This is a genomic window from Mesorhizobium hunchu (assembly GCF_040081975.1).
Lineage (GTDB): Bacteria > Pseudomonadota > Alphaproteobacteria > Rhizobiales > Rhizobiaceae > Mesorhizobium > Mesorhizobium hunchu.
The window spans coordinates 718287-730538 of sequence record NZ_JBEBMG010000001.1 but is presented as its reverse complement, the minus strand read 5'-3'; the positions used below and the strand labels follow the sequence as shown (position 1 = coordinate 730538).

Sequence of the window (12252 nt, the reverse complement as noted above, 5' to 3'; positions counted from 1 at the left end):
GCCCTCGTCGCCGCCAGGCGCAACCCCGTCCTCAAAGCCTTCCGCGACAGGCTGGTCATGGCCGGAAAGCCGAAAATGGTGGCCATCATCGCCGTCGCCCGAAAGCTCCTCACCATCCTCAACGCCATCATCCGGGACCAAAAGCCGTGGCAACCAACTTGATTTCCAAGACAGTCGCTCCCCACAAGGGGGAGGAGGATTTTGAGGCAGCGCCAGATATGCTCGTGCTGGGGATTTTGAGCGAAACGACGGTGTCGGCGTCTCCCTCCCCCTTGTGGGGAGGGGACAGGGGTGGGGGTGCTGGACCGTCGCATTTAACAGAATCCGGTTGTGATAGCTCTTCCCGCAAGGGGGAGGGGACGTTGGCGCTACTGCCCTTCGCTGTCGCTTCGTCCGCTATGCGGACCGCTTCTCACCCTCTGGCCTTCGGCTCCGCACGGTGGCATGGAGGAGCGGCACTCTTGACGAGGTTCCCATGAAAGCCGACTGGTCCGCTTCCCTCTATCTCAAGTTCGAGGACGAGCGCACGCGCCCGGCGCGCGATCTTCTGGCGGCGGTGCCGGTGGCCAATCCGAAACGCGTGGTCGACATCGGCTGCGGGCCGGGCAATTCGACCGAATTGCTGGTCGCGCGGTGGCCGCAGGCGCAGGTCAGCGGCTTCGACACCTCTCCCGACATGATCGAGAAGGCGAGGACGCGCCTGCCGGGCGTTGCCTTCGAACTGGCCGACGCCGAGCGCTGGACGCCGGCGGAGCCGGTCGACGTCATCTTCGCCAACGCGGTGTTCCAGTGGTTGCCGCATCATCAGGAGGTGTTTCGGCGGCTGATGGGCTTCCTGTCGCCCGGCGGGGCGCTGGCGGTGCAGATGCCGGACAATCTTTCCGAGCCGTCGCACCGCCTCATGCGCGAGGTCGCGGCGGAAGAGCCTTTCGCGGACGTGCTGAAGGATGCGGCGCGCGCGCCGCTGCCGCCGGTCTCGTCCTATTACGATCTGCTCACGCCGCTCTCGGCGCGTGTCGATCTGTGGCACACGCACTACTATCATCCGCTCGCGGATGCGGCGGCGATCGTCGAATGGCTCAAGTCGACCGGGCTCAGGCCTTTCCTTGATCCGCTCAACGAGGCGGAACGCGCGCTGTTCCTCGCCCGCTACACGGCAAGGATCGCCGAGGCCTATCCGCCGGCGGCGGACGGCAAGGTGCTGCTGAAATTCCCGCGCCTGTTCATGGTGGCGGTGCGCTGAGCGCGGCGCCTTTCGGCACCGGCCGCCCTGCCGCGATGGGCATCCGCGCCGGCGGACGGCACGAAGGTTTGTTCGGCCGGGCGCGGGGAAGGACTGGCCTGCCCGCGGAAACTGACGTAAAGCGCTGGCGCGACACATTTGCTGCGCCGCACGGACGCGACGCATCGCGGCGCGCTCTCGCCGCGCACGGGAAAAGGTGACGATGGTTCGAGTCATCATCAGCGGCATGGGCGTGGAAATCCCCGAGGCCTCGATCGGCAACGACGAACTGGTCGAGAGCTTCAATGCCTGGGTGGATGCCGAGAACCCCGGCCGCGCCGCGCGCGGCGAGCCGCCGCTGGCGAAGTCGGCCAGCGATTTCATCGTCCATGCCTCGGGGATCCGGCGCCGCCACGTCCACACGCTGGACGGCATTCTCGACCCCGCCCGCATGACGCCGCGCATCGCGCCGCGCCCGGACGAGGCGCTGTCGGTGATGGCTGAGTTCGGCGTCGCCGCGGCGCAAAGGGCGCTGGCGGATGCCGGGGTGACGGGCGCCGACATCGACATGGTCATCCTGTCGTGCTCGCATCACCAGCGGCCTTATCCGGCGGTGGCGATCGAGATCCAGAACGCGATCGGCGCCGAGGGCGCGGCCTTCGACATGAACCTCGGCTGCTCGTCGGCCGCGGCGGCGCTGCACGTCGCCTTCAACATGGTGCGTTCGGGCGCGCAGCGCCGGGTGCTGGTGGTGACGCCGGAACTCATCACCGGCCATCTCAATTTCCGCGACCGGCAGACGCATTTCATCTTCGGCGACGCCTCGGTGGCGCTGGTGGTGGAGCGCCTGGAGGACGGCGCGGCGCGGCCCGGCCGCTTCGAGGTGATGGACACGCGGAGTTGGACACAGTTCTCCAACAACATCCGCACCAATTTCGGCTACCTGCTGCGCGCCGGCCAGGACGACACCTCGGTCATCCGGATGGAGGGCAACATGATCACCCAGGTCGGCAACAAGGTGTTCAAGGAAGTCATCCAGGCCGCGACGCGCTTCATCAGCGAATTCCTCGGCGACAACGGGCTGACGACGGAGGACGTGCGGCGCTACTGGCTGCATCAGGCCAACGCCCGCATGAACGCCATGATCATGAAGCTGGTGCTCGGCTACGAGGCCGACCAGGACAAGGCGCCGCTGGTGCTGGACCGGCTGGGCAACACGGCCGGCGCAGGCGCGGTCATCGCGCTCAAGGAGAACCACGCCGACCTCAAGCCCGGCGACCACGGGCTGCTGTGCGCCTTCGGCGCCGGCTATTCGATCGGCGCGGCTGTGCTGCGCATGATGTGAGATTTAACCTGCTCTCGCGGGCGCGAAGGGCAGAAGCATGGGAATGCGGCTGGCATAGCGGTCGTAGGCATCGCCGAGTTCGGAGCGCAGGAACCGCTCCTCCAGGCGCGCCTTGGTGACGACGCCGACGGTGAGCAGCGCCGCTCCGGCAATGCCCCAGATCGTCCCCTTGGCGATCATCGTGGCGTAAATCGACAGAAGAAGGCCCGAATAGATCGGATGCCGCACAAGAGCATAAGGGCCGGTGTCGACGACCCTGTGGTTCGCCTTCGCGGTGACCGTGCCCGACCAGAGCCGGCCGAGGTAGAGGCGCGCCCACCAGGCGATGGCGATGCCGGCCGCGACCAGCACGACGCAGGTCCAGGCAAGCGGCAGCGGCGGCAGCCAGAGGCGCAGCCTGCCCGAATAGCCATGGGCGGGAATGAAAAGCAGGGCGGCGCCCGCGGCAAGCATGGCGCGCGAGGAAGCTTCCTCGCGAAAGCCGGCGCGCCTGACCGGACGGTCCGACCAGAAGGCGGCGAGCGCCCAGGTGATCATCCAGGCGAGCCAGAGAGCGGCGATGGCGGAACTTATGGTCATGGCATGTATGATCCGGGCGTTCCGGCATGCAATGCAAGCGCCGATACAATCAAGGTTCGGCTGCGGCGGTAAGAACGTCGTGAAGCGGCTGCGTCGATGATGGGTCCATCACGGCTTTTGACTGGACCGGACGAAGGAGCCGGGGCAGGGTGCGGCGCGACGGAGGTTCTTCATGTTTGAGCTTGAGTTGCAGCCGCAGGCACCGGTGTTGCCCGAGATCGTTCCGGGCCGGAAGCTGGCCGCCCGCGCGGCGGGCGTATATGGCGCGCCGTCAGAGCATTTCCAGACGCGGGCGGTCGATCGCCTTGTGCTCGGTTTCGACGGCATCGAGGACGATTTCCATTGCGGGTTGACGCGGCGGTCGGGCGGACGCGAGCCGTGGTATCAGCGCGGCACCGAGATGCGCAACGAGCGGCAGCTTTCGATCGTCGCTGCGGACGAGATGGCGGTGGTGGCCGAGCGCATGGGGCTTAGCGAGATCCGGCCGGAATGGATCGGCGCCAACCTGGTCATCGAGGGCGTGCCGAACCTTTCCATGCTGCCGCCGGCGACGCTGCTGTTCTTCAAGGGCGGGGTGACGCTGAAGGTCGATGGGCAGAACCATCCGTGCCGCTTCTCAGGCCGCTCCATCGCCGACAATGTGGCCACGAACGATCCGGACGGTGTGGCGCTCGGCTTCGTCAAGGCGGCGAAGCGCCTGCGCGGGCTTGTCGCCTGGGTGGAGAAGCCCGGCACGATCAGCGCCGGCGAGGAGATTTCCGTGCGCGTGCCCGAGCAATGGATTTATCGCGGCTAGAGCGTTTTTCCGGTGGTGCCGCTCTCGTCCGACCGCGGCCAACATGGCTACTGCGGATAGTGGATCGGGGTCGACCAGAGCGGGTCGCCGTGCCTTTGCCAGTAGAGGTCCTTCAGCCGAGTGGTCAGCGGGCCGACCGTGCCGTCGCCGACAGGGGCGCCGTCGATTGTCGTCACCGGCATGATGCCGCCGGCCGTCGATGTAATGAACACCTCGTCGGCTTGGCGCAGGTCCGCAGGGCTTACTGCTTTTGCTTCGCAGGAGAGGCCGGTTTCGCGGCAGAGATCGAAAACAGTGCGCCGCGTGATGCCTGCAAGAACGCCGGCCGCCGGCGTCGCCAGCCTGCCGTCCTTCACCGCGAAGACGTTGAAGCCCGGCCCTTCCGCGACATTGCCGTCGAAATCGAGCAGAAGCGCGGTCTCGCCGCCCCTGTCGTAGGCGTCATAAAGGCCGCGCACGAGGTCGAGCCAGTGATAGTTCTTGATGGCGGGATCGACGGACGCAGGCGGAATGCGCACGCGGTCGCTGATGACGACGCACAGGCCGCGCCGCATCTGCTCTGCGTCGGCAACGGAGCCGAACGGGACCGAGAAGGCCATGAAACGGTTGACCGCATCGCGCGGATCGCGGCTGAAGGTGAGCGAGGCGCCGCGTGTGCACAGCATCTCCACGTAAGCGGCGCGATGGCCCGACAGCGCGACGCAGTCATGCAGGATCCGGCGCACGCCGTCACGATCGAACGGGATCGCCATGCGCAATTTCTCGAGCCCGCCGAAGAAACGCTCCAGGTGCAGGTCCAGCCTGAAGAAGCGGCCCTCCCACACGTGGACGGTATCGTAGGTGGCGTCGGAATGGAGAAAGCCGTAATCGAGGACGGACAGCTTGGCCTCGGACATCGGCACGAACTGCCCGTCGAGAAACGCGACGCCCTGCGGATAGGCGTGGGGATCGACATGACGGAACGAGAGCGCAGGAAGCGGCCGTTCCGACGGTTCCTGATCCATAGACTATCCTCCTCGTGATCATAGCTAAGGTCCGTCAGGCATACGCGGCAAGACACAATCGGCCCGGGAACGATGAGCCAATCCGATCAGGCAAGCTCGTCGTTGGCATCGAGCAGCCGGGTGGCGCGCCAGCGGGTCAGGACGGCGTTGATCTGATCGATGACGAAGAAGCGAGCGGATTCGCGATCGTAGCCCTCCGCCAGCAGCTTCTCGTAGTCGGTATGCGCATGCCTGACATGGGCGACGGCGGCAAGCCAGACGGCGACCGAAGGCGGCAGCGTCTTCATGTGGACGGCGCCGGCATCCGCGCGGATACGCTCCATGTCCGCGTATGGTCCCATCGGAAGGAGAACGGTCAGCGCCTTCGCCAATGCCCTGCGCCGTCCTGTCGGGGCGCTCATTCGCCGCTCCGCCTCACGGTGGCTTCGGGGATCGAGTCGACCGTCGCGAAATAGGGTTTCAGGTCGATCACCGGCGTGCCGTCGAGCACGTCGATCGCTTCCAGCGTCAGTTCGCCGGCGTCTGGGTCCAGGGAGACGAGCCTGACGACATGCAGCCCGACCGGGTTGGGGCGCAACGGCGAGCGCAGGGCGAAAACGCCTTTGGCCTCAGACGCATGGCGCGGTTTCTGGACAATCAGATTCCGCGGCGAGCGGTCGAGCCAGGTCAGGACGATCACATGGCTGGCGCCTTCGAGGCCGCGTAGGCCTGCCCTGTAAGGCGCGTCGACGATGACGGTGGCCGGACGCCCCGTCTCGCGGGCGGCGCGCGTGTTTTTGGGGCAATCCTGCCGACGCAACCACGGCGAGGCGACATGGCCGATGAACACGACGTGACCATCGCCGGGGAGGGCGGCGGGATCGATCTCCAGAGCGACCTCGCCTTCGCGCACGACGAATTCCGGCACGTCCCCGGTCATCGGCCAGCCGCCTTCGCCGGAAGGCACACTCGAAACGCCTGCGCCATATTTTTACCCGGCAGCGACATTTTCGGTTGCAGAAAAACGAAAATCGACATAAAGATATGTTTATATGTTTTCAACGATGGCGCCGTCATGCAGGTCTCGCTCGACAAGATGGTAGATATATTGAAGGCGGCTGCCGAATCCAGCCGCCTGCGTATTCTGGCATTGCTTTCACGCGGCGATCTGACGGTTTCCGACCTGACCGAAATCCTCGGCCAGTCGCAGCCGCGCGTCTCGCGACACTTGAAGCTGCTCATGGAAGCCGGGCTGATCGACCGCTACCAGGAAGGCTCGTGGGCGTTCTTCCGGCTTTGCGACGCGGACGCGGCGCGCAAATTCGTCATGGAACTGGTCGCGGGCATCGATCCGGCGGACGGGCAGGCCGAGCGGGACTTGGAGCGACTCGATGCGGTGAAGAGCAAGCGGCAGGCGCGGGCGGCCGAGTATTTCTCGCGCAATGCCGCAAGCTGGGATCATCTGCGCGCCCTGCATGCACCGGACAAGGCGGTGGAGGCCGCGCTGCTCAAGCTGGTCGGCAAGCGGCCGTTCCAGTCCATGCTCGACCTCGGCACCGGCACGGGCCGGCTGCTGGAGATATTCTCGCCGCTCTACAGGCGCGGCATCGGCATCGACATGTCGCGCGAGATGCTCTCGGTCGCGCGCGCCAATCTGGACAAGGCCGGCGTCTCCAACGCGCAGGTGAGGCAGGGCGACATCTTTTCGCCGCCGGTGGAGCGCGACAGCTTCGACCTCGTCACCATCCATCAGGTCCTGCACTATCTCGATGATCCGGCGCGAGCCATTCGCGAGGCGGCGCGGCTGCTGCGGCCGGCGGGGCGGCTGATCATCGTCGATTTCGCATCGCACAATCTGGAGTTCCTGCGCGAGGCGCATGCCCACCAGCGCCTCGGCTTTTCCGACAAGCAGATCGGCGAATGGCTGGCGGAAGCCGGCCTCGACCTGGAGGAGAGCCAGGACTTCGAGCCGAAAAGCGGCGGCGAGGCGAAACTCATCGTCAAGCTGTGGCTCGGCCGCGACCGTCGTCTCCTCATCGCCGACCCGACCAACGACAGCCGGCAAACGGCAAGGGAAGTCGCCTGATGAACCAGTTCCGTTTCTCCCGCCGACCCGATATCGGCGACAATATCCATGTCTCCTTCGAATTCTTCCCGCCGAAGAACGACGAGATGGAGGCGAGGCTGTGGCAGACCGTGAAGCGGCTCGAGCCGCTGCGGCCGAAATTCGTCTCGGTGACCTATGGCGCCGGCGGCTCGACGCGCGAGCGCACGGCGCGCACGGTCGGCCGCATCCTGTCGGAAACGGCGCTGATGCCGGCCGTGCACCTTACCTGCATCGACGCCACGTGCGAGACGGTGGACGAGGTGATCCGGCAGTTCGTCGACCTGGGCGTCACGCGCTTCGTCGCCCTGCGCGGCGACCCCTCGGCCGGCGTCGGCACGCAGTACCGACCGCATCCGGGCGGCTATGCCAACGGCGCCGACATGGTCGCGGCGCTCAAGCGGCACGGGGATTTCGACATCTCGGTTTCCGCCTATCCGGAGAAGCATCCCGAAAGCCCGGACTTCGCCACCGATATCGACATGCTCAAGCGCAAGGTGGACAATGGCGCGACGCGCGCCATCACCCAGTTCTTCTTCGACAACGACATCTACGAACGCTACGTCGAGCGGGTGCGGCGCGCCGGCATCTATATTCCCATCGTTCCCGGCATCCTGCCGGTGCACAACATCGCCCAGGTGGCCAATTTCTCGGCGCGGGCGGGCGCGCATGTGCCGGCCTGGCTCGCGGAACGGTTCGAGGGGCTGGAAAACGATCCGCAGACCCATGCGCTGGTCGCCTCCGCGGTCGCCGCCGAGCAGGTGCTCGATCTGGTCGAGCGCGGCGTCGGCGACTTCCACTTCTACACGATGAACCGGGCCGATCTCGCCTTCGCCATCTGTCACATGATCGGCATCCGCGCCCATGACGCGGCGCAAGCTCCAAGCTCGGCCGCAGCCTGATCCCTGGCGATTTCGGTCCGATGCTTCAATCAAAAAGGCCGGAGAAAACTCCGGCCTTTTCAATGATTTATACTATTGGCTGCACGTTTCTTCCGGCTCGCGGCCTATGGAAGAAAACCCATAATAAGGGCTGCGATGAACGCAAACGCGGCACAGATCATCAAAGCGTTCAGTGGCCTTGTCAGTCCCATGCGTAGCCTCCTCTCAGAAAAGCTATGGGCCGGAATCTAAGCGAGGGGCGGCGACAAGCAAGGGCAAAATGTGCTGCATTGCGACAGGATTGTGGAATTTCCGACCTGTCGATGGGTCTTAGCCATTGAAAAAATTGAGCTAAGAGTCCGCGCGCCGGTTGTGAAAAAAATGTGGCGAACCGGCAGCGACCCTTCCTCGTCACGACCGCACGAGAGCAAGGAATTCGACCTGGGCGCGCGTCGCGTGCCTTTGCCTGTGACGGATGGCGAGGAACTGCCGGTCCGGCAGGCGAAACGGGACGCGGACGAGGCGGCCGGCGGCGGTGGCCTGTTCCGTGACGGAGCGGGAAAGCACGGCGGCGCCGGCGCCGGCGATGACCGCGGTGCGGACCGATTCGTTGGACGGCAGTTCCAGAGCCACGTCGAGCTTTGCGGGATCCTTGCCGAGGCCGCGCAAGGCTTCCTCGAAAACGGCTCGCGTGCCGGAACCGCGCTCGCGCAGCACCCAGCGGCTTTCCAGAAGCTCATCCGCCGATAGGCTCTCGCGGCCGGCCCAGCCATGCGTATTGCCCACGACGAGCGCCAGTTCGTCATCGGCGGCGGGCATAATCGAGAGAACCGGATCGTCGATCGTGCCTTCGACGAAGCCGAGGTCGGCCAGGCCGTCGTGGACGCTGGCCGCCGCGCGCTCGGTGTTGGCGATGGTCAGCCGAAGCGCGATGCCGGGAAACCGCGATTGAAAGCGGTGCATATGCGTGGGCAGCCAGTAGTTGGCTATGGTCTGGCTGGCGATCAGGTGCAGGCTCCCGGTCTTCAGCCCGGCAAGGTCGGCCAGGGCAGCCTCGGCGGTCGCCACCTGCGCAAGAATGGCGCGGGCCTCGGGAAGGAAGCGGCGGCCCGTCTCGTTGAGCTCGATACGGCGGCCGACGCGGTCGAACAGCCTGGTTCCGTGCCGTGCCTCGAGCGCCGCGATGGCGGCGCTTACCGCCGACTGGGTGAGGTTCAGTTCGGCGGCGGCCCGTGTCAGGTGTTGATGTTCCGCCACCGCTATGAAGATGCGCAACTGTTCCAGGGTCATTGCGCTTCTCCGTTTGCTCCATTCAGAGGCCGAGCATGATCAGCGTGAGGCTGAAGCAGGAGATGAACAGAAACCCCGCCAGGCCGAGCAGGAGCGGGCGCAGGCCCTTGAGCCGGAGCTTGCGGATGTCGGTTTCCAATCCCATTGCCGCCAGCGCCATGCTGAGCAGGAAGGTGGTAACAAGAGAGGCGCCGCTCCTGATCGGGGCGGGCAGGGATATGGCGCTGTTGAGCGCGACGACGGCTATGAAGCCCAGCACGAACCAGGGGATCGGCGCCGCCGGGGCGCTTCCTCGGCCTGCCGCGCCCGGTCCGCGGCGCATCGACATGAAGCCGAGCCCGATGACGACGGGCGCCAGCAGCATGACGCGGCTGAGCTTGGCGACAGTGGCGAATTCGCCCGCTGCCTGCCCGTCCTGGAAGGCCGCCGCCACGACCTGCGCGATCTCGTGGATCGACGCGCCGGCCCACAGGCCGTAGGCATGCGGATCGAGACCCAGCACCGCCGGCAGAATCGGATAGACGAACATGGCAATGGAGCCGAACACGGTGACGCAGGCGACGGCATAGGCGACGTCCTCGTCCGTTCCGTCCGTCACCGTGTTCGTGGCGATCACCGCCGAGGCGCCGCAGATCGAGGTTCCGGCCGCGATCAGTTCCGCCAGCTTTCGATCGACGCCCATCAGGCGTCCAAGACCGACGATGAACACGAAGGTGGCGAGGAGAGTCGCCACAATCACGGCCAGGCCGCGGCCGCCGACGGCGACCACCTGCGCCGTGGTGAGCTGGAGGCCCAGCATGATGATCGCCGATCGCAGCACCGGCCGCAGGGCGAAGCGCACGCCCGGCTTCGCCAGGGCCGGCGTGCCGGCAAGGTTGTGAAAGGCGATGCCGATGACGATGGCCAGGATCATCGGGCTCAGGGCGGACATGCCGGGCAGGAAGCGCAGCGCGAAGGCGATGAGCGCGATCGCCGCCGTCAGCGCCAGGCCGGGCAGCGGGTTGCTGGCGGGCTGGCGCGGCGTTGCGCCCGCGACCGGCTCGGCCGTTTCGAATTCCGATGCGATCGGAAAACCTGAAGACGCGTCCATGGGAAAGTATCCATCCTGTTTCCATGACGCTGTGCCTCAATGCAAGAATTCGATCCAATTCATTATATCATCAAAAACATTCGATAAAAACGAACGATTGGGAAGCGTGGCGAGCGGTTTTCCTGATCCCTAGATTGGCCTAGACTCGCCTTCAGCGAGGAGATTGCATGCAGCGATTCGAGAATGCCCGCGAAGCGGCACTGGCGCTCAGGCCCGACGATCCGGTTTATTGCTTCAGGCCGCAGGTGCTGAAGGCCGACGCGCTGCAGTTTATGGGCATGTTTCCCGGCAAGACCGCCTATGCGGTCAAGACGAACGGCGAGCCGATGGTGCTGAAGACGCTGGTCGAGGCGGGCGTGAGTACGTTCGATGTCGCGTCGCCGGGCGAATTCGCCGCCGTGCGGGCGGTCGCGCCGGATGCCGAGATGCTCTACATGCACCCGGTCAAGGCGCAGTCGGACATCAAGCTGGCGCTCGAGACCTACGGCATCCGGGTGATCGCCGTCGACCACGAGGACGAGATCACCAAACTGACGCGGGTGGTGCGCGCGCTCGACATCGATCCGGGGTCGATGACGGTCTTCGTGCGCATCCAGACCAAAGGTCACGCCGCTTACGAACTGTCGAAGAAGTTCGGCGCGGGGCCGGCCAACGCGGTGGAACTGGCGGAACGGCTCGCCCGCACCGGCTACAAGGTGGGCCTGTGCTTCCATGTCGGCAGCCAGATCGAGGATCCCGACACTTATGAGCGCGCGCTGGCCTCGGCGGACTGGGTGCGCAACCGGCTCTCCTTCGACCTCGCCGGGCTGGATGTCGGCGGCGGCTTTCCGGCCGAATACGGGAACGACCCGAACCGCAAGCAGGTCGAGATGCCCTCGCTCGGCCAGATCATGTCGCGGTTGGCGGGCGATCTCGATGAATACGGGTTTTCCGAGATGCCGCTGGTGGCGGAGCCGGGCCGCGTCATCGTGGCGCGCTGCTTCTCGCTGATCGTGCGCGTCCTGCTGCGCAAGGGCAGGCGGCTCTACATCAACGACGGCATCTGGGCGTCGCTGTCCGATTCATGGACGGGCAAGATCACGCTGCCGGCACGGTTCATCCCCGATCCGGCAATCCGTTCGCGCAACGGCAGGGAAGACAACATCGTTCCCTTCAAGGTGTGCGGCGCGACCTGCGACAGCGTCGATATATTGTCCCGGCCGTTCTGGCTGCCGGAGACGGTCGATACCGGCGACTGGATCGAGATCGGCCATATCGGCGCCTATTCGCTGTCGCTGAGGACGCGCTTCAACGGCTTCTATCCCGACACGTTCGTGGAAATCGCCACGCCCTTCGACGAGGGCGACGCGCCGCAAGGTTTTGCGAGCCTCGAGACGATGGCGGACTGACGAACTGCCGCGACCTATGCGAAGCCCAGGAAAAGGGCGAGCAAGCGGTTGACCTCGATCATGGTCGTGTCCTCCAGCCTGCCGAAAACCCTGCCGATCTTTTCACGCCGAACGGACATCATCTTGTCGATCATGATCTGTGTCGACCGTTCGAGATGGTTTCCTTCGGACGGTCGCACGGTGACGCGCAGAAGCGGCGCTTCGACAAGCAGGCTCGACAGAAGCAGTACCGTGACCGTGCCTGTCGCATCGAAACGATCCGATTGAACGATCAGGGCAGGGCGGGGTTTTCCGAAATCACCGGATATAGCGACCGTGACCAGATCGCCGCGCTTCATCCATTGTCCTCTTCAAGGTCCGCGAGAGCGGAGTCCAGGAAGCGTTGCAGATCGCTGTCGGATCGATCGGCCTGCGCCACTATGACGGACTGGCGATGACATTCTTCCGCAAGGTCGGTCCGGCGTATGTCCGGCACCCAAATCTGTACGGCCCGAAGACCTTGCGCACGCAACGCGTCCCGACGCTTGCGAACTCGCTCATTGATGGAAGCCGGCATATCGATCTCCCTTGTCTT

14 protein-coding genes and 1 pseudogene are annotated in these 12252 nt (G+C 65.4%); 7 read left to right on the top strand and 8 right to left on the bottom strand.

Annotation, left to right across the window (positions count from 1 at the left end; all coding sequences use genetic code 11):
• The 3 genes and pseudogenes from ABMA46_RS03565 to ABMA46_RS03555 all read left to right on the top strand — a co-directional run.
• Positions 1 to 162, top strand: a pseudogene (locus ABMA46_RS03565) (IS110 family transposase); the annotation flags it as partial.
• A gap of 313 nt (positions 163 to 475) precedes the next feature.
• Positions 476 to 1243 carry a trans-aconitate 2-methyltransferase gene (gene tam / locus ABMA46_RS03560; protein WP_348997893.1) on the top strand — a complete coding sequence of 256 codons (768 nt, stop codon included), beginning with the start codon at positions 476 to 478 and terminating at the stop codon, positions 1241 to 1243.
• 202 nt (positions 1244 to 1445) lie between these two features.
• A complete protein-coding gene (locus ABMA46_RS03555) occupies positions 1446 to 2567 on the top strand; it encodes a beta-ketoacyl-ACP synthase III (RefSeq protein ID WP_348997892.1) in 1122 nt (373 codons plus the stop codon).
• Positions 2568 to 2570: 3 nt separating this feature from the next.
• Here the strand turns inward: ABMA46_RS03555 and ABMA46_RS03550 are convergent, their stop codons facing one another.
• Positions 2571 to 3146 (bottom strand): methyltransferase family protein, encoded by a 576-nt coding sequence (locus tag ABMA46_RS03550; protein WP_348997891.1) that lies wholly within the window; start codon positions 3144 to 3146, stop codon positions 2571 to 2573.
• A 172-nt stretch (positions 3147 to 3318) separates the two neighbouring features.
• On the opposite strand from ABMA46_RS03550, the gene ABMA46_RS03545 reads away from it, so the two are divergent.
• A complete protein-coding gene (locus tag ABMA46_RS03545; RefSeq protein ID WP_348997890.1) occupies positions 3319 to 3942 on the top strand; it encodes an MOSC domain-containing protein in 624 nt (207 codons plus the stop codon).
• 47 nt (positions 3943 to 3989) lie between these two features.
• Here the strand turns inward: ABMA46_RS03545 and ABMA46_RS03540 are convergent, their stop codons facing one another.
• The 3 genes from ABMA46_RS03540 to tsaA all read right to left on the bottom strand — a co-directional run bounded on the left by ABMA46_RS03540 (position 3990) and on the right by tsaA (position 5865).
• Positions 3990 to 4946 carry an aminotransferase class IV gene (locus ABMA46_RS03540; RefSeq protein WP_348997889.1) on the bottom strand — a complete coding sequence of 319 codons (957 nt, stop codon included), beginning with the start codon at positions 4944 to 4946 and terminating at the stop codon, positions 3990 to 3992.
• Positions 4947 to 5032: 86 nt separating this feature from the next.
• Positions 5033 to 5347, bottom strand: a complete 315-nt coding sequence (locus ABMA46_RS03535) for a DUF2293 domain-containing protein (protein ID WP_348997888.1) — start codon at positions 5345 to 5347, stop codon at positions 5033 to 5035.
• Entirely contained in the window at positions 5344 to 5865 is a 522-nt protein-coding gene (gene tsaA, locus ABMA46_RS03530; protein WP_348997887.1) for a tRNA (N6-threonylcarbamoyladenosine(37)-N6)-methyltransferase TrmO, read from the bottom strand. The genes ABMA46_RS03535 and tsaA overlap by 4 nt, the downstream gene beginning before the upstream one ends.
• Before the next feature lie 135 nt (positions 5866 to 6000).
• On the opposite strand from tsaA, the gene ABMA46_RS03525 reads away from it, so the two are divergent.
• The gene (locus ABMA46_RS03525; RefSeq protein WP_348997886.1) at positions 6001 to 7011 is read left to right on the top strand and encodes an ArsR/SmtB family transcription factor; all 1011 of its coding nucleotides are present in this window, start codon (positions 6001 to 6003) and stop codon (positions 7009 to 7011) included.
• On the top strand, positions 7011 to 7931 hold the full coding sequence (gene metF / locus ABMA46_RS03520) for a methylenetetrahydrofolate reductase [NAD(P)H] (protein WP_348997885.1): 921 nt from the start codon (positions 7011 to 7013) through the stop codon (positions 7929 to 7931). Before ABMA46_RS03525 ends, metF begins: the two co-directional genes overlap by 1 nt.
• 390 nt (positions 7932 to 8321) lie before the next feature.
• Here the strand turns inward: metF and ABMA46_RS03515 are convergent, their stop codons facing one another.
• Positions 8322 to 9200 carry a LysR substrate-binding domain-containing protein gene (locus ABMA46_RS03515; RefSeq protein ID WP_348997884.1) on the bottom strand — a complete coding sequence of 293 codons (879 nt, stop codon included), beginning with the start codon at positions 9198 to 9200 and terminating at the stop codon, positions 8322 to 8324.
• 22 nt (positions 9201 to 9222) lie between these two features.
• Positions 9223 to 10290: a YeiH family protein gene (locus ABMA46_RS03510; RefSeq protein WP_348997883.1), complete on the bottom strand. Its 1068-nt coding sequence runs from the start codon at positions 10288 to 10290 to the stop codon at positions 9223 to 9225.
• A 167-nt stretch (positions 10291 to 10457) separates the two neighbouring features.
• Here ABMA46_RS03510 and ABMA46_RS03505 point away from each other — a divergent pair, with 167 nt between their 5' ends.
• Positions 10458 to 11678 carry an alanine racemase gene (locus ABMA46_RS03505; protein ID WP_348997882.1) on the top strand — a complete coding sequence of 407 codons (1221 nt, stop codon included), beginning with the start codon at positions 10458 to 10460 and terminating at the stop codon, positions 11676 to 11678.
• 14 nt (positions 11679 to 11692) lie between these two features.
• Here the strand turns inward: ABMA46_RS03505 and ABMA46_RS03500 are convergent, their stop codons facing one another.
• Together ABMA46_RS03500 and ABMA46_RS03495 are read right to left on the bottom strand one after the other, a co-directional pair.
• Positions 11693 to 12016, bottom strand: coding sequence for a type II toxin-antitoxin system PemK/MazF family toxin (locus ABMA46_RS03500; RefSeq protein WP_348997881.1), 324 nt, complete (start codon positions 12014 to 12016; stop codon positions 11693 to 11695).
• Positions 12013 to 12234, bottom strand: coding sequence for an antitoxin MazE family protein (locus ABMA46_RS03495; protein ID WP_348997880.1), 222 nt, complete (start codon positions 12232 to 12234; stop codon positions 12013 to 12015). Before ABMA46_RS03495 ends, ABMA46_RS03500 begins: the two co-directional genes overlap by 4 nt.
• Positions 12235 to 12252 lie beyond the last annotated feature (18 nt).

Bases quoted from the DNA above. Each gene is read 5' to 3' on its own strand.
- tam (WP_348997893.1), top strand. From the start codon at position 476: ATGAAAGCCGACTGGTCCGCTTCCCTCTATCTCAAGTTCGAGGACGAG.
- ABMA46_RS03555 (WP_348997892.1), top strand. From the start codon at position 1,446: ATGGTTCGAGTCATCATCAGCGGCATGGGCGTGGAAATCCCCGAGGCC.
- ABMA46_RS03550 (WP_348997891.1), bottom strand. From the start codon at position 3,146: ATGACCATAAGTTCCGCCATCGCCGCTCTCTGGCTCGCCTGGATGATC.
- ABMA46_RS03545 (WP_348997890.1), top strand. From the start codon at position 3,319: ATGTTTGAGCTTGAGTTGCAGCCGCAGGCACCGGTGTTGCCCGAGATC.
- ABMA46_RS03540 (WP_348997889.1), bottom strand. From the start codon at position 4,946: ATGGATCAGGAACCGTCGGAACGGCCGCTTCCTGCGCTCTCGTTCCGT.
- ABMA46_RS03535 (WP_348997888.1), bottom strand. From the start codon at position 5,347: ATGAGCGCCCCGACAGGACGGCGCAGGGCATTGGCGAAGGCGCTGACC.
- tsaA (WP_348997887.1), bottom strand. From the start codon at position 5,865: ATGACCGGGGACGTGCCGGAATTCGTCGTGCGCGAAGGCGAGGTCGCT.
- ABMA46_RS03525 (WP_348997886.1), top strand. From the start codon at position 6,001: ATGCAGGTCTCGCTCGACAAGATGGTAGATATATTGAAGGCGGCTGCC.
- metF (WP_348997885.1), top strand. From the start codon at position 7,011: ATGAACCAGTTCCGTTTCTCCCGCCGACCCGATATCGGCGACAATATC.
- ABMA46_RS03515 (WP_348997884.1), bottom strand. From the start codon at position 9,200: ATGACCCTGGAACAGTTGCGCATCTTCATAGCGGTGGCGGAACATCAA.
- ABMA46_RS03510 (WP_348997883.1), bottom strand. From the start codon at position 10,290: ATGGACGCGTCTTCAGGTTTTCCGATCGCATCGGAATTCGAAACGGCC.
- ABMA46_RS03505 (WP_348997882.1), top strand. From the start codon at position 10,458: ATGCAGCGATTCGAGAATGCCCGCGAAGCGGCACTGGCGCTCAGGCCC.
- ABMA46_RS03500 (WP_348997881.1), bottom strand. From the start codon at position 12,016: ATGAAGCGCGGCGATCTGGTCACGGTCGCTATATCCGGTGATTTCGGA.
- ABMA46_RS03495 (WP_348997880.1), bottom strand. From the start codon at position 12,234: ATGCCGGCTTCCATCAATGAGCGAGTTCGCAAGCGTCGGGACGCGTTG.